Raw genomic sequence first — 18,826 nt, forward strand, 5'->3', positions numbered from 1 at the left:
ATGGCGGTGTATCAGTCAACATCAAGGGTGGCTGATCCGGCGCTATCGCGAGCAAGCTCGCTCCCACAGGGTTTGCGGTGATTGATGGATCAATCAGACCAGGATCGACGTCCCGGTCATCTCCGCCGGTTTCTCCATGCCCAGCAGCATCAGCATGGTCGGTGCCACGTCAGCCAGCACGCCACCGTCGCGGACCTTGAAATCACGCTTGCCGACATAGATGAACGGCACCGGCTCGGTGGTGTGGGCGGTGTGGGCCTGGCCGGTGGATTCGTCGGACATCTGCTCGACGTTGCCGTGGTCGGCCGTGATCAGTGCTTCGCCGTCGACCTTTTCCAGGGCTTCGACGATGCGGCCAACGCAGGTGTCCAGGCATTCCACGGCCTTGACCGCTGCGTCGAACACGCCGCTGTGGCCCACCATGTCGCCGTTGGCGTAGTTGACCACGATCACGTCGTAACGCTGGTTTTCAATAGCCTCGACGATGCGGTCGGTCACTTCCGGCGCGCTCATTTCCGGTTGCAGGTCGTAGGTGGCGACTTTTGGCGAGGGGATCAGGATGCGTTCTTCGCCCGGGAAGGGTTCTTCACGGCCGCCGGAGAAAAAGAACGTCACGTGGGCGTACTTTTCGGTCTCGGCGATGCGCAGTTGGGTCTTGCCGTTCTTCGCCAGGTAGTCGCCCAGCACGTTTTCCAGGCTGCCGGCGGCGAAGGCCGATGGCGCAGGAATGCTGGCGGCGTATTGGGTCAGCATCACGAAACCGGCCAGTTTTGGCTGGCGAGCGCGTTCGAACTCCTTGAAGTCGTCTTCGACAAACACGCGGGTCAGTTCGCGAGCGCGGTCGGCGCGAAAGTTCATGAACACCACGGCGTCGCCGTCTTCAACCTTGACCGGCTCGCCAATGGTGGTGGCCTTGACGAATTCGTCGCTTTCGCCGCGCTCGTAGGCGGCCTGCAGGCCTTCCTGGGCGGTGGCGGCGTTGAATTCGCCGTTGCCGTCGACGATCAGGTTGTAGGCCTGGGACACGCGGTCCCAACGGTTGTCACGGTCCATGGCGTAATAGCGGCCAATGAGGCTGGCGATGCGTCCCTTGCCGAGTGCCTGGAACGCTGCGTCCAGCAGTTCGATCGACGACGTGGCGCTTTTCGGCGGGGTGTCGCGGCCATCGAGGAACGCGTGCAGGTAGATCTGCTCGGCACCGCGCTTGAAGGCCAGTTCGGCCATGGCAATCAGGTGGTCCTGATGGCTGTGCACGCCACCGTCGGACAGCAGGCCCATGAAGTGCACGGCCTTGCCGGCGGCCACGGCTTTATCCACGGCGGCGCAGATGGTCGGGTTTTCGAAGAACTCGCCGTCGCGGATCGATTTGGTCACGCGGGTGAAGTCCTGATACACCACTCGGCCTGCGCCGAGGTTCATGTGGCCGACTTCGGAGTTGCCCATCTGCCCGTCGGGCAGGCCGACGTCCATGCCGCTGCCGGAGATCAGGCCGTTGGGCACGGTGGCCCACAAACGGTCCAGCACAGGCTTGTTGGCCGAATACACGGCGTTGGATTCGTGGCTGTCACTGTGACCGAAGCCGTCGAGAATCATCAGGACCAAAGGTTTAGGCGTGGTAGTCATGGAATCCACTCGTGGCAGGTTAAAAGAAGACGATGGAAAAGGGACGGGCAGTTTAAAGGTAAGTTCCGACGGCGTCACCGCCGGGCGGGGTTTGGCCGGCCTTGTGTGCTGTGTATACTGGCCGACATTTTAACGCCCTGGAACCTCCTTCGATGGTTGCTCACCTGATTGAATTTGCCACTACCCACTACATTCTCGTCGGTATCTTCGTCGTACTGCTGGCGTTGCTGGTAGCCCATACGATGCAGGGTGGCGGTCGCAGCCTCAGTACTGCCGAGCTGACGGCGCTGGTCAACAAGGATGCCGGCGTGGTGGTGGACATCCGCCCGAGCAAGGATTACGCCGCCGGCCACATTGTCGGGGCGGTGAATATTCCCCAGGACAAACTGATCGCCCGTATCGGCGAGCTGGAAAAACACAAGGCCAAGACACTGATCCTGGTAGATGCCCAAGGCCAGCACGCCGGCACCCACGCCCGCGAGCTGATGAAATCCGGTTTCACCGCCGCCAAGCTGTCCGGTGGTGTTGCGAGCTGGAAAGCCGACAATCTGCCCCTGGTGAAGTGAAATGTCCCACGTCGTTGTCTATTCCAGCGATTACTGCCCCTATTGTTCCCGAGCCAAGTTCCTGCTCCAGAACAAAGGTGTGGCCTTCGAAGAGATCAAGGTCGACGGCAAGCCGCAACTGCGCGCCCAAATGGCCCAGAAGGCCGGGCGCACGTCCGTGCCGCAGATCTGGATCGGCAGCACCCACGTAGGCGGTTGCGATGATCTGTTCGCCCTGGAGCGCGCCGGCAAGCTCGACGCACTGCTCAACGCCTGAATTTCCCACTGAAAGAACCTGAAAGTAAGAAGGATCTGCGATGACTGACCAACAGAACACAGCTGCCAGCGAAGAAGAAGCCGCACCGCAATTCTCCTTGCAGCGCATTTATGTACGTGACCTGTCCTTCGAAGCCCCGAAAAGCCCGGCGATCTTTCGCCAGCAGTGGGAGCCGAGCGTAGGCCTGGACCTGAACACTCGCCAGAAAGCCCTGGAAGACGACTTCCACGAAGTGGTGCTGACCCTGTCGGTTACCGTGAAAAATGGTGACGAAGTGGCGTTCATCGCCGAAGTGCAACAGGCCGGGATCTTCCTGATCAAGAACCTGGATGCCGCTTCGATGAGCCACACCCTCGGTGCATTCTGCCCGAACATCCTGTTCCCTTACGCCCGCGAAACCCTGGACAGCCTGGTGACCCGCGGTTCGTTCCCGGCCCTGATGCTGGCTCCGGTGAACTTCGATGCCCTGTATGCGCAAGAACTGCAGCGCATGCAGCAAGAAGGCGGCGCGACCGTTCAGTAAGCGGCGCTGCCAGTCCGGCACAAAACCTGTGGGAGCGAGCCCTGTGGGAGCCGAGCTTGCTCGCGATGAACGATGACGCGGTTTTGCAGTTGAACCGTGTCGACCTCATCGCGAGCAAGCTCGGCTCCCACAGGCTCGCTCCCACAGGTGTTTCTGGCTGACAGGCCAGGCTCAGGCGAAGCCGTTCTGCCGCCACGCCTCATAAACCGCCACCGCCACGGTATTGGACAGGTTCAGGCTGCGGCAGCCTTCGCGCATCGGCAGGCGCAGGCGCTGGTCGGCGGGCAGGGCGTCCAGCACCTCGGCCGGCAGGCCACGGCTTTCCGGACCGAACAGGAACGCATCACCGGCGACGAAGCTGGCGTCATGGAATGGCCGCGAACCCTTGGTGGTAAAAGCGAACAGGCGCGGATGCCCGAGGCTTTCCAGACAGCTGGAAAGGTCGGCGTGACGCTGCAAGGTGGCATACTCGTGGTAGTCGAGACCGGCACGGCGCAGGCGCTTGTCGTCCATGTCGAAGCCCAGCGGTTCGATCAAATGCAGGTGGCAGCCGCTGTTGGCGCACAGCCTGATGACATTGCCGGTATTCGGCGGAATTTCCGGTTGAAAAAGGATGACGTGAAACATGCACGGCTCCGCAGATGAAGATGAGCAGCATTCTACGCTGCAAACCGACCGACGTTCGAAGCTAATGCCTCGGGTGATGGGCTCGTTGGCGATCTTCGGCATGATGGTCGGATTGATGATCGGACGCCTGACCACGCCCGAGCCGAGCGTGCTGCAGCAGGTCGAGGTGATTGACGGTGGGGTGGTGGCCTGGTTCAACACCGAACCCAAGCTGCACGGGGAAGTCGTCGACGGCTCGGTGGCGCTGTTGTTCGAAGCAGAAGGGCGATCGCAGAACGGCCAGTTAAAGCTCAACGGCAAGGACGTGAACTGGCGGGTGCGGTTGAGTGACAAGGGGTTGCTGCTGACGCTGGTGGCGGCGCGTCCGTTGCGCGGGGCGTGGACCGCCAGCGAGGTCGATGACCGCTGGCGGCTGGAGGTCCGTCTCCAGGAGCAATAAAAGAGGGAATCCCCGGCCTGCCTGTACCAAGGTCCCCAAAACGGGAGGGCTTACCGCGAAGGTCCAGCCCTGGTGTAAAGAAGGGAAACCTTGACCTGCCTGTATCAAGGCCCCCAAAACAGTGGGCTCGATGAGCCCGGTATAAAATGGGGAATCCCCGGCCTGCCTGTACCAAGGTCCCCGAAACTGGGTAGTGATCTAGCTATTGCAGGGGGCGTGCCAGTTTTAAATGGCTTGTCACAAAAAAACTGCTGGTGATGCGAAAAGCCCCGTATTCCGGGGCTTTTGTTTTTATTTGTGCGGTTTTTTTCGAACTGGGTCGATGGGTTTTGGCTCGTTGTGCATGCGCAATTGCGGTTCGCAGTGCATTGAAGCGGTGCACACAGTCCTTTAAAAAGCATCGCGAGCAAGCTCGCTCCCACAGAAGTTTGCGTTCCCCTGTGGGAGCGAGCTTGCTCGCGATTGGCCTTCAAATTCAGCGAAGGGGTTAAAGGCCGATCAGCCCTCATCCCCGTCATCATCATCCCCACCGTCGACCTTCATCCCCAATTCCTTGATCTTGCGGGTCAAGGTATTGCGGCCCCAACCCAGCAGCACGGCGGCGTCGCGGCGGCGGCCAGCGGTGTGCTTGAGGGCGGTCTCGATCATGATCCGCTCGAAACTCGGCACCGCGCTGTCCAGCAGGCTCGACTGGCCACGGGACAGGGCCTGGTCGGCCCACTGGCGCAGGGCTTGTTCCCAGTTGGTCACCGGAGCCGAATCCTGCGGCAGGCTCAACAGTTCCGGCGGCAGGTCGCTGATGTGCACTTCGCGACCCGAAGCCATCACCGTGATCCAGCGGCAGGTGTTCTCCAGCTGACGCACGTTGCCCGGCCACGGCAGGTTCTTGAGGTATTCCTCGGTTTCGCTCTTGAGCAGCTTAGGCTCGACCGCCAATTCCTGGGCCGCGCGGCTGAGGAAGTGCCGGGCCAGGGTCGGGATGTCTTCGCGACGATCCGCCAGGCGCGGGATATGAATGCGGATCACGTTCAGGCGGTGGAACAAGTCCTCACGGAATTTGCCGGCGTGAACCAGGGTTTCCAGGTTCTGGTGGGTCGCGGCGATGATGCGCACGTCCACCTTGACTGGCGTATGCCCGCCCACCCGATAGAACTCGCCATCGGCCAGTACGCGCAGCAAGCGGGTCTGGGTGTCCGCCGGCATGTCGCCGATTTCATCGAGGAACAACGTGCCGCCGTCGGCTTGCTCGAAACGCCCGCGCCGCAGGTTGGCCGCGCCGGTGAACGCACCTTTTTCGTGGCCGAACAGCTCGGACTCCATCAAGTCCTTGGGAATCGCGGCCATGTTCAGCGCGATGAACGGCGATGCCGCCCGTGGACTGTGACGGTGCAGGGCGTGGGCCACCAGTTCTTTACCGGTGCCCGACTCGCCGTTGATCAGCACGGTGATGTTGGAGTGGCTCAGGCGCCCGATGGCGCGAAACACTTCCTGCATCGCCGGCGCTTCACCGATGATTTCCGGGGTGCGAGCCAGGGCCGGTACCTCTTCCATGCCCTGTTGTTCCTGGGCATGTTGATTGGCGCGCTTGACCAGCGACACGGCTTCATCGACGTCGAATGGCTTGGGCAGGTATTCGAAAGCGCCACCCTGGTAGGACGCCACGGCGCTGTCCAGGTCGGAATGGGCGGTCATGATGATCACCGGCAGCCGCGGATGCTGTTCGCGAATCCGCGCCAGCAGGTCCAGGCCGCTGGCGCCAGGCATGCGGATGTCGGAGATGATGACGTCCGGTTGCTGACGCGCCAGGCGACTCATCACCCCATCGGCGCTGTCGAAGCTCTGGGTGGTCATGCCTTCCTGTTGCAAGGCTTTTTCCAGGACCCAACGGATAGAACGGTCGTCATCGACGATCCACACGGTTTCACTACGGCTCATGTCGATGTGGCTCCTTGTTCCAGTGGCAGGAAGATCGAGAAGGTGGTGTGGCCGGGGTGGCTTTCACACTCGATCAAGCCCTGATGCTGACTGATGATGTTCTGGGTAATGGCCAGGCCCAGCCCGGTACCGTCCGGACGGCCGCTGACCATGGGAAAAAAGATGGTTTCCTGCAGCTCGGCAGGGATGCCCGGGCCGTTGTCGATGATTTCGATCTTGGTCACCAGGCGATGACGCACATGGCCGATAGTGAACTGGCGCATGGCGCGGGTACGCAGGCTGATGCGGCCCAGGCGCAGCTCGTTCTGGCTGCTGATGGCTTGCATCGCGTTGCGCACGATGTTCAACACGGCCTGGATCATCTGCTCGCGATCGATCAAGACATCGGGAATGCTCGGGTCATAGTCGCGCACCAACGTGATGCAACCCTGGCTTTCGGCTTCCACCAGGCTGCTGACCCGCTCCAGCACCTCATGGACGTTGCACATCGCCAGCGATGGCAGCTTGTTCGAGCCGAGCATGCGGTCCACCAGGTTCCGCAGGCGGTCGGCTTCCTCGATGATGACGTTGGTGTAGTCCTTGAGGCTTTCTTCCGGCAGTTCGCGGGCGAGCAATTGCGCCGCGCCACGAATCCCGCCGAGGGGGTTCTTGATCTCGTGGGCCAGGCCGCGCACCAGCATCTTGCTGGTTTCCTGCTTGGACAATTGCGCTTCTTCCTTGGTGATACGCAGCAAGCGATCACGCGGGTGGACTTCCAGCAACAGCAGGGTGGCGCCGTTGTTCAGGATCGGCGTAACCGCGTAGTCCACGGTCAGGGTCTGGCCGGTCAGCGCGGTGAGCATCGCTTCGCGCTTGGTGAACGGATGGGCCTGTTCCACCGCCTGGCGCAAGGAGTTGAGCGCTTCGGCGGATTCGGTGAACAACTCGCTGATGAACTGCCCGTGGCTGCGCTGGCCACTGACAGCCAGGAGCATCTCTGCCGCCGGGTTCATGTACTCGAGGCGCAGTTCGGCGTCGAGCAGGATGGTCGCGGTGGTGAGGTTGTCGAGCAGCAAGCGGTGTAGTGCGTCGCTAATGGTCATCAGGACCTCTTTTGGAGCGTAGCAACTCGGGACCGGTCCCAAATTGCGCGCGCGATTAATGCGCTGTTACAAGGAAAATGCAAAAACCAAACCAAGGCTCCGAAAAGAAGCGTTTAGAGCCTCAAAAAGGTGTTTTTCGCCCGGTTGCGTGGCATTCAGCCAGCTTTTACGGGTACTTTCGAACCAAAATGGGTTTGGGATCTGAGTAGTGGGCAATGGAGTGCACCAATATAGTGCGCAGCCCTGAGTGATGTTAGAAGAACGGCAGGATGCTGCTTTTTTCTTCTTCAGGCTTTTCGGCGAGGGGGCACTCGGGGCGTTGACCGTAATCGGCCGTGACGCAGGGTTTGATGCGGCGCTTTTGCGCCAGGGACATGCGTTGCATATGGAAGGGCTGGTTGGCGGTGCGTTCGACGATGCGGTCCTGCTCATCGAGGATTTCTACCGCCAGTTGATGGGTGCCTCGATCGATGTTGCTCAAGGCAAACACCGGGCTGGGCCCCGGCGCGCCTGTTGGCTGGCCGTCGAGCAGCAGGCGATAGCGGTGGCCTTTTTTCAGGCCGGGTTCGCTGGTGACGCTGACGATCAGTTCGCCTGCGGTGCTGCGTATCGTCGCCTCCGGCTCGGGTATCAACAGTCGGAGCATTTCGTAATGAAACAGGGGCTCGGGCCGGGCTTCGGCCGTGGGCGTCGAGGTTGTGCCCGGGGGCGGCGTCGGCATCCGGTTGCCGGGTGGCAGCTGGACTTTCTTCGCATTGCCGGGGCGCGGCTGATCGGTGAAGACGCGATTACCCTGGGCATCGATGTAGGTGTAGACCTGCGCCATCCCTGGCAGCGCCGCCAGCGCCAGGCTAAGCGCGAGCAGCCAGCGGATCATGGCTGGTGCACTCGTTGCACGGTGAACGTGACGGTTTCGCTTTGTTGCACGAGGGTGTCCCCGTCGATGACTTGAACCGCCAGGCTGTGCTCGCCCCGATCGATGTTCACCAATTGCAGGCGCGGTACGTTGGACGGCTGGCCGTAGGGTTGGCCGTCCAGCAACAGCCGGAACAGATGCGGGCTCTGCAAGCGCGGTTGCGCCCGCACGCCAACGGTGAAGGTGCCGTTGTTGGCGCGCAGGGCCTCGTCGGTGGGGATGTCCGTCAGTTCCAATATTTCGTAGGCATTGCGCGGCTCGTCGCTATTGGCGGGGGCTGGCGGTGTTTTCGGGCTGGCCGGGGATTGGCGTTCGATGCTGTTGAGCGGCGGCAGCTCCACCGTCTGGGCCGGCACGCCTTGGGGCGGCTGGTTGCTGTAGGCGGTGTTGCCGTCGGCGTCGGTGTATTTGTAGATCTGCGCGGCGGCAGGCAGTGCCAACAGCAACAACAGGAGGATTGAAAAACCACGACCCATGGAAAATCGACCGAAAACGAAAAGTGATGGGTTGCAGCATAGGTCAGGGAGGGTGATTGACCCAAGTTGTTGCACATAACCCCTGTGGGAGCGAGCTTGCTCGCGATAGCGGTATGTCAGTCACTGAGATGTTGGCTGTGCCGGCCTCATCGCGAGCAAGCTCGCTCCCACAGGGGATCGGCTGTGAACACAAATCTTGTGCCCGATGCAGAACACTGTGGGAGCGAGCTTGCTCGCGAAAGCGGTGTGTCAGTCGCTGAGATGTTGGCTGTGCCGGCCCCTTCGCGAGCAAGCCCGCTCCCACAGGGGATCGGCTGTGAACACAAATCTTGTGCCCGATGCAGAACACTGTGGGAGCGAGCTTGCTCGCGAAAGCGGTGTGTCAGTCGCTGAGATGTTGGCTGTGCCGGCCCCTTCGCGAGCAAGCCCGCTCCCACAGGGGATCGGCTGTGAACACAAATCTTGTGCCCGATGCAGAACGCTGTGGGAGCGAGCCTGCTCGCGATAGCGGTATGTCAGTCGCTGAGATGTTGGCTGTGCCGGCCCCTTCGCGAGCAAGCTCGCTCCCACAGGGGAACTGCTGTGAACACAAATCTTGTGCCCGATGCAGAACACTGTGGGAGCGAGCCTGCTCGCGAAAGCGGTCTGTCAGTCGCTGAGATGTTGGCTGTGCCGGCCCCTTCGCGAGCAAGCTCGCTCCCACAGGGGATCGGCTGTGAACACAAATCTTGTGCCCGATGCAGAACACTGTGGGAGCGAGCTTGCTCGCGAAAGCGGTGTGTCAGTCGCTGAGATGTTGGCTGTGCCGGCCCCTTCGCGAGCAAGCCCGCTCCCACAGGGGATCGGCTGTGAACACAAATCTTATGCCCGATGCAGAACACTGTGGGAGCGAGCTTGCTCGCGATAGCGGTATGTCAGTCACTGAGATGTTGGCTGTGCCGGCCTCATCGCGAGCAAGCTCGCTCCCACAGAGGATCGGCTGTGAACACAAATCTTGTGCCCGATGCAGAACGCTGTGGGAGCGAGCCTGCTCGCGATAGCGGGATGTCAGTCGCTGAGATGTTGGCTGTGCCGGCCTCATCGCGAGCAGGCTCGCTCCCACAGGGGAAGGGGTGTTGTCTCAGGATTTTGTGGGGATACACAGCTCTCCGGTCGCTCGGATCAGGGCGAGGCGGTGCACCGGGTGCTGCTTGTTGTGGTGGGTGGCTCGGGCCAGCCATTGCGGGCACTGCGGGTCGGTGCGGTAGGGGGCGAAGTCGGCCAGTTGTTGCAGCAGGCGCTTTTGCAGGCGGTCGAGTTGCGGGCGGATCTGTCCCACCAGGTCCGGGCGCGGGAGGTCTGGGGCCTTGCCTTCCAGGGCCCAGTCGGACAGGTTGATGTACTGCACCATTTTGTTGGCTTCTATCTGGGCGGCGAAAAACGCTTCCACGGTTTCGCCACTCAGCTTGTAGGCCGGTGCCTGGGCAACGGCGGCGGCAATGACTTCACGCTCGCGCTGACGGTCTTCTACCGGTTTATGGCTGTCCCATTTGCTCAACGCCACTTGATCGCCAAGGGCCAGGCGTTCGCCAATGGCGTTAAGCAGCGGGGTCAGGGCCTCGGGCGCTTGAGTCGAGGCGGCTTCGGCGGTGGAGGCCAGCAGCGCGGCAGACAGGGCAAGGCAGAGCTTGAAACGCAAAGTCATGGGCAGTCTCGTCTTCTAAGGGGGAACGACGAGGCATCATGCACGTAACCTGCGCCCATAAAAAAGGCCTCCCGAAGGAGGCCTTTCTTTATTGCACGCCGTGCGTGGCGGCGCTTACTGGATTAGCAGCTGTAGTACAGCTCATATTCCAGTGGGTGTACGAAGGTGCGAACCTTGATTTCTTCTTCGCTTTTCAGTGCGATGTAAGCGTCGATGAAGTCATCGCTGAATACGCCGCCCTTGGTCAGGAAGGCACGGCCCTTGTCCAGCTCTTCCAGGGCTTCTTTCAAGCTGCCACACACCTGTGGGATTTCCTTGGCCTCTTCAGGCGGCAGGTCATACAGGTTTTTGTCAGCGGCGTCGCCAGGGTGGATCTTGTTCTGGATACCGTCCAGGCCGGCCATCATCAGTGCAGCGAAGGCCAGGTACGGGTTGGCAGCCGGATCCGGGAAGCGCGCTTCGATACGGCGGGCTTTAGGGCTGTTCACGTAAGGAATACGGATCGAGGCGGAACGGTTGCGAGCCGAGTAGGCCAGCATGACCGGGGCTTCGAAGCCAGGTACCAGACGCTTGTAGGAGTTGGTCGACGGGTTGGTGAAGCCGTTCAGGGCCTTACCGTGCTTGATGATACCGCCGATGAAGTACAGGGCGGTGTCCGACAGGCCGGCATAGCCTTCGCCTGCGAAGGTGTTCTTGCCGTCCTTGGAGATCGACATGTGAACGTGCATGCCCGAACCGTTGTCGCCGTACAGAGGCTTCGGCATGAAGGTCGCGGTGCGGCCGTAGGCGTCAGCAACGTTGTGTACGCAGTACTTCAGGGTCTGGACTTCGTCAGCCTTCTTGACCAGCGTGTTGAATTTCACGCCGATTTCGTTCTGGCCGGCAGTTGCCACTTCGTGGTGGTGAACTTCCACGGTCTGGCCCATTTCTTCCAGTGCGTTGCACATGGAGGTACGGATTTCGTGGTCGTGGTCGAACGGTGGAACCGGGAAGTAGCCGCCTTTGACGCCTGGACGGTGGCCTTTGTTGCCGCCTTCCACGTCCTGGTCGGACATCCACGAACCTTGTTCGGAGAAGATCTTGAACATGGAGCCGGAGATATCGGACTTGAATTTGACTTCGTCGAAAATGAAGAACTCAGGCTCAGGGCCGAAGAAAGCGGTGTCGCCGATACCGGTGGACTTCAGGTATTCCTCGGCGCGGTGGGCGATGGCGCGTGGGTCGCGGTCATAGCCTTGCATGGTCGAAGGTTCGATGATGTCGCAGACCAGGATCAGGGTCGGCTCTTCGGTGAACGGGTCCAGGACGGCAGTTTCGTCGTCCGGCATCAGGATCATGTCGGAGGCTTCGATGCCTTTCCAGCCGGAGATGGAGGAACCGTCGAACATTTTGCCGATTTCAAAGAATTCGTCGTCCAGCGCATCACGGGCCGGCATGGTCACGTGATGTTGAGTACCTTTGGTGTCAGTGAAGCGCAGATCAATCCACTTGACGTCATGATCTTTGATGAGTTGAACCGACTTCGACATATGTCCTCCGGGTGGCTTCGGGCGGGTAGTGGAGTGCCCTTAGATATGGGTGATGCCGGCGCGAATACTCTGCCATGGCAACCTGCCTCACAAGGGAGCAAATTGCATGCCAGTGCCCCACCATGGGTTTTTTGCACCAAATCCACGCTTTTAATGGCGTAAATCAAAGATTGTCAGACAATAACGCACTGCAATGTGGCGCCGTCAATCAATAATGACCTGTTTTGGTGCGTGTAAAACCATCTGCACATAAACTGGTTAAACCTTGAGCAATTTCCGCTATAATCCGCGCCCCCCTTTTTCGGCTGGCCGTTCGCGCGCTGTTTTCATGAAACTAATCGTAAAAGTCTTCCCCGAGATCACCATCAAGAGCCGCCCGGTACGGATGCGTTTCATCCGCCAGTTGGCCAAGAACATCCGTGCCGTGCTCCGAGACCTGGACCCGGCCGTGGTGGTGAATGGCGTGTGGGACAACCTCGAGCTGGAAACCCGTGTCAGCGAACCCAAGGTCCTGAAGGAAATGACCGAGCGCCTGAGCTGCATGCCGGGCATCGCGCATTTCCTGCAAGTCGATGAATACCCGCTGGGGGATTTCGACGACATCCTCGCCAAGTGCATGCTCCATTATGGTGATGCCCTGGCCGGCAAGATTTTTTCGGTGCGCTGCAAGCGTGCCGGCAAGCACCCGTTCAGTTCGATGGATGTGGAGAAGTACGTCGGCAGCCAGTTGCGCCGACAGTGCGGCGCGGCCGGTATTTCGCTGAAAGACCCGCAGATCGAAGTGCGCATCGAAATTCGCGACCAACGGCTGTTCGTGATCCACAGCCAGCACAACAGCATTGGCGGCTATCCGCTGGGTTCGCTGGAGCAGACCCTGGTGCTGATGTCCGGCGGTTTCGACTCCACGGTGGCCGCCTACCAGATCATGCGGCGCGGGTTGATGAGCCATTTCTGCTTCTTCAACCTCGGCGGGCGTGCCCATGAACTGGGCGTGATGGAAGTGGCGCACTTCATCTGGAAGAAGTACGGCAGCTCCCAACGCGTGTTATTTGTGAGTGTGCCGTTCGAAGAAGTCCTGGGCGAGATTCTCGGCAAAGTCGATAACAGTCATATGGGCGTCATTTTGAAGCGTATGATGTTGCGCGCCGCTTCACGAATTGCCGACCGCCTGCAAATCGATGCGCTGGTGACCGGCGAGGCGATCTCCCAGGTGTCGAGCCAGACGCTGCCGAACCTGTCGGTGATCGACTGCGTGACCGAGAAGCTGGTCTTGCGGCCGCTGATTGCCAGCCACAAGCAGGACATCATCGACCAGGCCAATGAAATCGGCACCGCCGAGTTTGCCCGGCACATGCCGGAGTACTGCGGCGTCATCTCGGTCAATCCGAAGACGGCGGCCAAGCGCGGGCGGGTGGAACACGAAGAGAAAGAATTCGACATGGCGGTGCTCGAGCGTGCGCTCGAAAACGCCAGGCTGGTGCCAATCGATCGAGTCATCGATGAGTTGGGCCAGGACATTCAGATTGAAGAAGTCGGCGAAGCGCTGGCCGGTCAGATCATCATCGACATCCGTCACCCGGACGACGCTGAAGACGACCCGCTGAGCATCGCCGGCATCGAGGTAAAAACGATGCCGTTCTATGCAGTGAACGCGCGTTTCAAGGAACTGGACCCTACTCGCCAGTACCTGCTGTATTGCGACAAAGGCGTGATGAGTCGCCTGCATGCCCACCATTTGCTCAGTGAGGGACATGCCAATGTGCGCGTTTATCGACCGAGCTAAGTGCCCGGGGCTGTTTGCCTGTGGCCTGCGTCACCGGCCCCCCGACGCCGCCGACAGGCTGTAACGGCCTTGTCGGACTCAACGTAAATCGCTGCCACGACCTGTCAGCACACCGAATCCTCTGATCGAGATACACAAGTGATCGAAAATCTACGCAACATCGCCATCATTGCTCACGTTGACCATGGTAAAACCACCCTGGTAGACAAACTCTTGCGTCAATCCGGCACCCTGGAGCGCAACGAGCTCAACGACGAGCGCGTGATGGACTCCAACGACCAGGAAAAAGAGCGCGGTATTACCATCCTGGCGAAAAACACCGCCATCAACTGGAATGGCTACCACATCAACATCGTGGACACCCCGGGCCACGCCGACTTCGGTGGTGAAGTAGAGCGCGTGATGTCGATGGTCGACTCCGTGCTGCTGCTGGTTGACGCTCAAGACGGTCCTATGCCGCAAACCCGTTTCGTGACCAAGAAGGCTTTCGAAGCCGGCCTGCGTCCGATCGTGGTCATCAACAAGGTTGACCGTCCAGGCGCGCGTCCGGACTGGGTCCTGGACCAGATCTTCGACCTGTTCGACAACCTGGGTGCCACCGAAGAACAGCTGGACTTCAAAGTCGTCTACGCCTCGGCCCTGAACGGCATTGCCGGTCTGGACCACACCGCCATGGCTGAAGACATGACCCCGCTGTACCAGTCGATCGTCGACGACGTACCAGCGCCGAAAGTCGACCGTGACGGTCCGTTCCAGATGCAGATCTCGGCACTGGACTACAACAGCTTCCTGGGTGTTATCGGTGTTGGCCGTATCGCCCGTGGTCGCATCAAGCCGAACACCCCGGTGGTTGCCATCGACGCCGACGGCAAGAAGCGCAACGGTCGTATCCTCAAGCTGATGGGTCACCACGGCCTGCACCGCATCGACGTTGAAGAAGCAGCTGCCGGCGACATCGTCTGCATCAGCGGCTTCGAGCAACTGTTCATCTCCGACACCCTGTGCGACCCACTGAATGTCGAAGCGATGAAGCCGTTGACCGTCGACGAGCCAACCGTTTCCATGACCTTCCAGGTCAACGACTCGCCATTCTGCGGTAAAGAAGGCAAGTTCGTGACCAGCCGTAACATCAAGGAACGCCTGGACAAAGAGCTGCTCTACAACGTGGCACTGCGCGTTGAAGAAGGCGACTCGGCCGACAAGTTCAAGGTCTCCGGCCGTGGTGAGCTGCACCTCTCGGTACTGATCGAAACCATGCGTCGCGAAGGCTTCGAAATGGGCGTGGGCCGTCCTGAAGTAATCATCCGCATGGTTGATGGCGTCAAGCACGAACCGTACGAAAACGTGACCATCGACCTGCCGGAAGAATCCCAGGGCGCGATCATGGAGCAAATGGGCCTGCGTAAAGGCGACCTGACCAACATGGTTCCGGATGGCAAGGGCCGTGTGCGCCTTGAGTACAACATCCCGGCTCGTGGCCTGATCGGTTTCCGTAACGAGTTCCTGACCCTGACCTCCGGTGGCGGCATCCTGACTTCGATCTTCGATCGTTACGACGTGATGAAGTCCGGCGACATGTCCGGCCGTCAGAACGGTGTCCTGGTATCGGTTGCGACCGGCAAGGCACTGACCTACTCGCTGGAAACCCTGCAAGCGCGCGGCAAGCTGTTCGTCGAGCACGGCCAGGATATCTACGAAGGTCAAATCGTCGGCCTGAACAGCCGCGACAACGACTTGGGCGTGAACCCAACCAAAGGCAAGAAGCTCGACAACATGCGTGCTTCGGGCAAGGACGAAACCATCGCCCTGGTTCCGCCGGTCAAGTTCACCCTGGAGCAAGCTCTGGAGTTCGTGCAGGAAGACGAGCTGTGTGAAGTCACTCCTAAGTCCATCCGTCTTCGCAAGAAGATCCTGGGCGAAAGCGAGCGTACCCGCGCTGCCAAGAAAAGCGGCAACTGAGTTTCGACTTAGTTAGCAGCTAAAAAAACGCCCCTGATTGTGAAATCAGGGGCGTTTTTTTATGCCTGGAGTTTGTGTGGCGGCTGTCAGGCCCTATCGCGAGCAAGCTCGCTCCCACAGTGGATCTTCAGTGGATACAGATTTGTGTGGGAGCGAGCTTGCTCGCGATAACGGAGGTTCAGACACAGCTGAACCATCAGTCGATCAAAATTTGTCCAGCGTCCGCGGATTACGCTCGCGCTCCACTTCCTTGGGCTTGTAGGCACAATACCCCGGCCGTGGCCCGACCCGCGGATGGTTGCGGCAGGTGTCCGGGCGTTTCTCGTAAATGGTGCACAACCGGCTTTTGCGGTCCAGATAAAGGCAATCGTTGTTGCTCATGCGCTGAAGCGTGAAGATCTCGGACTTCTGGTTGTAACGCTCGACGATCCCTTCCTTTTGCAGGCGCTTGGCGATGTTCTTCGGCGGGTCGCCCAGTTCGAACTCGTCGACGATACCGATGCGGATCAGGTCCTTGATCTTGACCTCCACCGGCAGCGTGCAGCAGCTCGACACGCAGGAACCGCACATCGGGGCGGAGTACTTGGCCCAGGTATCGAGTCGGTCGATCTCCGCGGCGGCGATCAGGTTGGGCTTCATCATCACGGTTTACCAGCATGCATCAGGGCGCGCGATCATACCGGGACTGGTGAAATTTTGAACGACCATCCGCCAGTTTTTTTTCATCCCGGCCAAACCCGCCCGGATCGGCACGGCCCCTGCATTCATTCGACCATCCGACAATTCCATGGCGACGATTCTCCGAGACTCGGGGAAATCCACCGAACCAAGAGCCTATGCCGTCTGTCAGACCGTCTAGGCTCAGACAATTCCATGCTCGTTCGAGGTCTTATCAATGACTCAAGAACCACTTGTTCGCGAAGCTGAAGTTGCCGCATTTCGCGACGCAGTGTTGACCAAACTCACTTATGCCGTTGGCAAGGACCCGGATCATGCGTTTGATCACGATTGGTTCGAAGCCATCGCCCTCGCCGCCCGCGACCACATGGTCGATCACTGGATGGACCACACGCGACAGATCTACCGCAAGGGCCAGAAGCGCGTCTATTACCTCTCCCTGGAATTCCTCATCGGTCGCTTGCTCTACGACAGCCTGAGCAACCTCGGCCTGCTGGACACGGCGCGCGAGGCGCTGACCGAGCTGGGCGTGGACCTGGAGCGCATCCGTCTGCTCGAGCCGGATGCGGCGTTGGGCAACGGTGGCCTTGGCCGCTTGGCCGCATGTTTCATGGAAAGCATGTCGACCCTGGGCATCGCCGGCCATGGCTACGGTATTCGTTATGAACACGGCCTGTTCCGCCAGGCGATCGTCGACGGCTGGCAGCAGGAGCAGACCGAACACTGGCTGGATTTCGGCAACCCTTGGGAGTTCGAGCGGCCGGAGGTGGTCTACCCGATCGGCTTTGGCGGCAGTGTCGAGACCGTCACCGATGATGCCGGCAAGACCCGACAGGTCTGGTCCCCGGCCGAAACCGTGCGGGCCATCGCCTATGACACGCCCGTGGTGGGCTGGCGCGGTGCCAGCGTCAACACCCTGCGCCTGTGGCGTGCCCGCGCCGTGGAAGACCTGCACCTGGAGCGCTTCAACGCTGGCGACCACCTGGGCGCGGTAGCCGAAGTGGCCCGGGCCGAAAGTATTTCCCGCGTCCTGTACCCGGCCGACAGCACCGAGGCTGGCCAGGAACTGCGCCTGCGCCAGGAATACTTCTTTGTGGCCGCCTCGCTGCAAGACCTGCTGCGCCGTCATCGCAACATGCACACCTCGGTGCTGACCCTGGGCGACCACGCGGCGATCCAGCTCAACGACACTCACCCATCCATTGCCGTGGCCGAGCTGATGCGGCAACTGGTGGACGTCTACGACGTGGCGTGGGACGCGGCCTGGCAGATCACCCAGGACACGCTGTCCTACACCAACCACACGTTGCTGCCCGAAGCCCTGGAAACCTGGCCGGTGGGGCTGATGGAGCGCATGTTGCCCCGGCACATGCAGATCATCTACCTGATCAACGCCCAGCACATCGATTCGCTGCGAGCCAAGGGCGTGCACGATTTTGATGTGCTGCGTTCGGTTTCGCTGATCGAAGAGGACAACGGTCGCCGGGTGCGCATGGGCAACCTGGCATTCCTCGGGTCCCATAGTGTCAACGGCGTGTCCGGGTTGCATACCCAACTGATGCGCAGCACGGTGTTTTCCGAGCTGCACAAACTCTATCCGGATCGGATCAACAACAAGACCAACGGCATCACCTTCCGCCGCTGGCTGTTCCAGGCCAACTCCGAATTGACCTCGATGATGGTCGATGCCCTCGGCCCAAGCGTGCTCGACAACCCCGAGGAGCGCTTGATCGAACTGGAACCGTTTGCCGACAAGCCGGCGTTTCGCAAGCTGTTCGCCGAGCAGCGTTTGCACAGCAAGAAGGCCCTGGCTTACTTGATCCACGAGCGCCTGGGCATCGCCGTGAACCCGGCGGCGATGTTCGACGTGCAGGTCAAGCGGATCCACGAGTACAAGCGCCAGTTGCTCAACTTGATGCACACCGTGGCGCTGTACCAGGCGATCCGCGCCGAGCCGGAAGTGGACTGGGTGCCGCGGGTGAAAATTTTCGCCGGCAAGGCCGCCGCCAGTTACCACCAGGCCAAGCTGATCATCAAGCTGACCAACGATATCGCCCGGGTGGTGAACAACGACCCGACCGTGCGTGGTTTGCTCAAAGTGGTGTTCCTGCCCAACTACAACGTCAGCCTGGCCGAAAGCATCATTCCGGCGGCGGACCTGTCGGAGCAGATCTCCACGGCCGGTTTCGAAGCGTCGGGCACCAGCAACATGAAGTTCGGCCTCAACGGCGCACTGACCATCGGCACCATGGACGGCGCCAACGTGGAGATGCATGAGCGCGTCGGCGGTGAGCACATGTTCATCTTCGGCCTGACCGCCGAGCAGGTGGAGGCCCGCAAGCAAAACGGCGAGTTCAGCGCCGCGCCGGACATCGCCGCGTCCCATCGGCTCAACGACGTGTTGCAGGCGATTCGCGGCGGCGTGTTCTCCCCGGATGATCCGATGCGCTACGCCGGGCTCGTGGACTCGTTGGTGGACTACGACCGCTTCCTGGTCTGCGCCGACTTCGACTCGTACTGGAACGCCCAGGCCAAGGTCGAAGAGCGTTGGCACGACTCCAAGCAGTGGTGGCGTTCGGCGGTGCTCAACACCGCGCGCATGGGCTGGTTCTCTTCGGACCGGACCATCCGCGAGTATGCCACCGACATCTGGAAAGCCCTGGAGTAGCATTTGCTGTAAGAAATGTGAGCGAAGCCCAACGGCGGTTGGGCTTCGTCGATATACTAGGCGCCAGTTTCGCCGGGCTATG

Annotated in this window: 16 protein-coding genes; 7 read left to right on the top strand and 9 right to left on the bottom strand. The window is 60.4% G+C overall.

All coding sequences use genetic code 11. The features are described 5' to 3' along the window. Positions 1–93 precede the first annotated feature (93 nt). On the bottom strand, positions 94–1,623 hold the full coding sequence (gene gpmI, locus LOY50_RS01865; RefSeq protein WP_258690203.1) for a 2,3-bisphosphoglycerate-independent phosphoglycerate mutase: 1,530 nt from the start codon (positions 1,621–1,623) through the stop codon (positions 94–96). Between the two features lie 152 nt (positions 1,624–1,775). Between gpmI and LOY50_RS01870 the strand changes: the two genes are divergently transcribed. From LOY50_RS01870 to secB, 3 genes are read left to right on the top strand one after another with little or no spacing between them, the layout of a single operon-like run. Further along, a complete protein-coding gene (locus LOY50_RS01870) occupies positions 1,776–2,189 on the top strand; it encodes a rhodanese-like domain-containing protein (RefSeq protein ID WP_212798599.1) in 414 nt (137 codons plus the stop codon). Position 2,190: 1 nt separating this feature from the next. Continuing rightward, the gene (gene grxC / locus LOY50_RS01875) at positions 2,191–2,445 is read left to right on the top strand and encodes a glutaredoxin 3 (protein WP_214510937.1); all 255 of its coding nucleotides are present in this window, start codon (positions 2,191–2,193) and stop codon (positions 2,443–2,445) included. A 40-nt stretch (positions 2,446–2,485) separates the two neighbouring features. Further along, a complete protein-coding gene (gene secB, locus LOY50_RS01880; RefSeq protein WP_024618249.1) occupies positions 2,486–2,968 on the top strand; it encodes a protein-export chaperone SecB in 483 nt (160 codons plus the stop codon). 171 nt (positions 2,969–3,139) lie between these two features. Here the strand turns inward: secB and trmL are convergent, their stop codons facing one another. Then, entirely contained in the window at positions 3,140–3,595 is a 456-nt protein-coding gene (trmL, locus tag LOY50_RS01885; RefSeq protein WP_258690204.1) for a tRNA (uridine(34)/cytosine(34)/5-carboxymethylaminomethyluridine(34)-2'-O)-methyltransferase TrmL, read from the bottom strand. Here trmL and LOY50_RS01890 point away from each other — a divergent pair. Continuing rightward, entirely contained in the window at positions 3,594–4,034 is a 441-nt protein-coding gene (locus tag LOY50_RS01890; RefSeq protein ID WP_253471017.1) for a hypothetical protein, read from the top strand. The genes trmL and LOY50_RS01890 overlap by 2 nt on opposite strands. A 498-nt stretch (positions 4,035–4,532) precedes the next feature. On the opposite strand, the gene ntrC is transcribed toward LOY50_RS01890, so the two are convergent. From ntrC to glnA, 6 genes are all read right to left on the bottom strand, one after another. Next, positions 4,533–5,969, bottom strand: a complete 1,437-nt coding sequence (gene ntrC / locus LOY50_RS01895) for a nitrogen regulation protein NR(I) (protein ID WP_013692071.1) — start codon at positions 5,967–5,969, stop codon at positions 4,533–4,535. Beyond that, positions 5,966–7,051 carry a nitrogen regulation protein NR(II) gene (glnL, locus tag LOY50_RS01900; RefSeq protein WP_053117539.1) on the bottom strand — a complete coding sequence of 362 codons (1,086 nt, stop codon included), beginning with the start codon at positions 7,049–7,051 and terminating at the stop codon, positions 5,966–5,968. The genes ntrC and glnL overlap by 4 nt, the downstream gene beginning before the upstream one ends. 253 nt (positions 7,052–7,304) lie before the next feature. Then, positions 7,305–7,928 carry a DUF4124 domain-containing protein gene (locus LOY50_RS01905; RefSeq protein ID WP_253471021.1) on the bottom strand — a complete coding sequence of 208 codons (624 nt, stop codon included), beginning with the start codon at positions 7,926–7,928 and terminating at the stop codon, positions 7,305–7,307. Then, positions 7,925–8,443 (bottom strand): DUF4124 domain-containing protein, encoded by a 519-nt coding sequence (locus LOY50_RS01910; protein WP_258690205.1) that lies wholly within the window; start codon positions 8,441–8,443, stop codon positions 7,925–7,927. The genes LOY50_RS01905 and LOY50_RS01910 overlap by 4 nt, the downstream gene beginning before the upstream one ends. Positions 8,444–9,563: 1,120 nt before the next feature. Further along, positions 9,564–10,127, bottom strand: coding sequence for a chorismate mutase (locus LOY50_RS01915; RefSeq protein ID WP_258690206.1), 564 nt, complete (start codon positions 10,125–10,127; stop codon positions 9,564–9,566). Positions 10,128–10,249: 122 nt separating this feature from the next. Then, positions 10,250–11,656: a glutamate--ammonia ligase gene (gene glnA, locus LOY50_RS01920; protein ID WP_003186728.1), complete on the bottom strand. Its 1,407-nt coding sequence runs from the start codon at positions 11,654–11,656 to the stop codon at positions 10,250–10,252. A gap of 328 nt (positions 11,657–11,984) precedes the next feature. Here glnA and thiI point away from each other — a divergent pair, with 328 nt between their 5' ends. Together thiI and typA are read left to right on the top strand one after the other, a co-directional pair. Beyond that, positions 11,985–13,439, top strand: a complete 1,455-nt coding sequence (gene thiI / locus LOY50_RS01925) for a tRNA uracil 4-sulfurtransferase ThiI (RefSeq protein WP_003196863.1) — start codon at positions 11,985–11,987, stop codon at positions 13,437–13,439. A gap of 138 nt (positions 13,440–13,577) precedes the next feature. After that, complete coding sequence (typA, locus tag LOY50_RS01930; RefSeq protein WP_003186725.1) at positions 13,578–15,398, top strand: translational GTPase TypA; 1,821 nt, start codon at positions 13,578–13,580, stop codon at positions 15,396–15,398. Positions 15,399–15,602: 204 nt separating this feature from the next. Here the strand turns inward: typA and LOY50_RS01935 are convergent, their stop codons facing one another. After that, on the bottom strand, positions 15,603–16,040 hold the full coding sequence (locus LOY50_RS01935; protein ID WP_003196865.1) for a YkgJ family cysteine cluster protein: 438 nt from the start codon (positions 16,038–16,040) through the stop codon (positions 15,603–15,605). A gap of 253 nt (positions 16,041–16,293) precedes the next feature. On the opposite strand from LOY50_RS01935, the gene LOY50_RS01940 reads away from it, so the two are divergent. Further along, a complete protein-coding gene (locus LOY50_RS01940) occupies positions 16,294–18,744 on the top strand; it encodes a glycogen/starch/alpha-glucan phosphorylase (protein WP_258690207.1) in 2,451 nt (816 codons plus the stop codon). Positions 18,745–18,826: the final 82 nt, after the last annotated feature.

This window comes from Pseudomonas sp. B21-010, from assembly GCF_024749325.1.
Taxonomy (GTDB): domain Bacteria; phylum Pseudomonadota; class Gammaproteobacteria; order Pseudomonadales; family Pseudomonadaceae; genus Aquipseudomonas; species Aquipseudomonas kilonensis.

Coding starts and splice junctions, on each gene's coding strand:
- gpmI (WP_258690203.1), bottom strand. CDS start 1,623: ATGACTACCACGCCTAAACCTTTGGTCCTGATGATTCTCGACGGCTTC.
- LOY50_RS01870 (WP_212798599.1), top strand. CDS start 1,776: ATGGTTGCTCACCTGATTGAATTTGCCACTACCCACTACATTCTCGTC.
- grxC (WP_214510937.1), top strand. CDS start 2,191: ATGTCCCACGTCGTTGTCTATTCCAGCGATTACTGCCCCTATTGTTCC.
- secB (WP_024618249.1), top strand. CDS start 2,486: ATGACTGACCAACAGAACACAGCTGCCAGCGAAGAAGAAGCCGCACCG.
- LOY50_RS01890 (WP_253471017.1), top strand. CDS start 3,594: ATGCACGGCTCCGCAGATGAAGATGAGCAGCATTCTACGCTGCAAACC.
- trmL (WP_258690204.1), bottom strand. CDS start 3,595: ATGTTTCACGTCATCCTTTTTCAACCGGAAATTCCGCCGAATACCGGC.
- ntrC (WP_013692071.1), bottom strand. CDS start 5,969: ATGAGCCGTAGTGAAACCGTGTGGATCGTCGATGACGACCGTTCTATC.
- glnL (WP_053117539.1), bottom strand. CDS start 7,051: ATGACCATTAGCGACGCACTACACCGCTTGCTGCTCGACAACCTCACC.
- LOY50_RS01905 (WP_253471021.1), bottom strand. CDS start 7,928: ATGATCCGCTGGCTGCTCGCGCTTAGCCTGGCGCTGGCGGCGCTGCCA.
- LOY50_RS01910 (WP_258690205.1), bottom strand. CDS start 8,443: ATGGGTCGTGGTTTTTCAATCCTCCTGTTGTTGCTGTTGGCACTGCCT.
- LOY50_RS01915 (WP_258690206.1), bottom strand. CDS start 10,127: ATGACTTTGCGTTTCAAGCTCTGCCTTGCCCTGTCTGCCGCGCTGCTG.
- glnA (WP_003186728.1), bottom strand. CDS start 11,656: ATGTCGAAGTCGGTTCAACTCATCAAAGATCATGACGTCAAGTGGATT.
- thiI (WP_003196863.1), top strand. CDS start 11,985: ATGAAACTAATCGTAAAAGTCTTCCCCGAGATCACCATCAAGAGCCGC.
- LOY50_RS01935 (WP_003196865.1), bottom strand. CDS start 16,040: ATGATGAAGCCCAACCTGATCGCCGCCGCGGAGATCGACCGACTCGAT.
- LOY50_RS01940 (WP_258690207.1), top strand. CDS start 16,294: ATGACTCAAGAACCACTTGTTCGCGAAGCTGAAGTTGCCGCATTTCGC.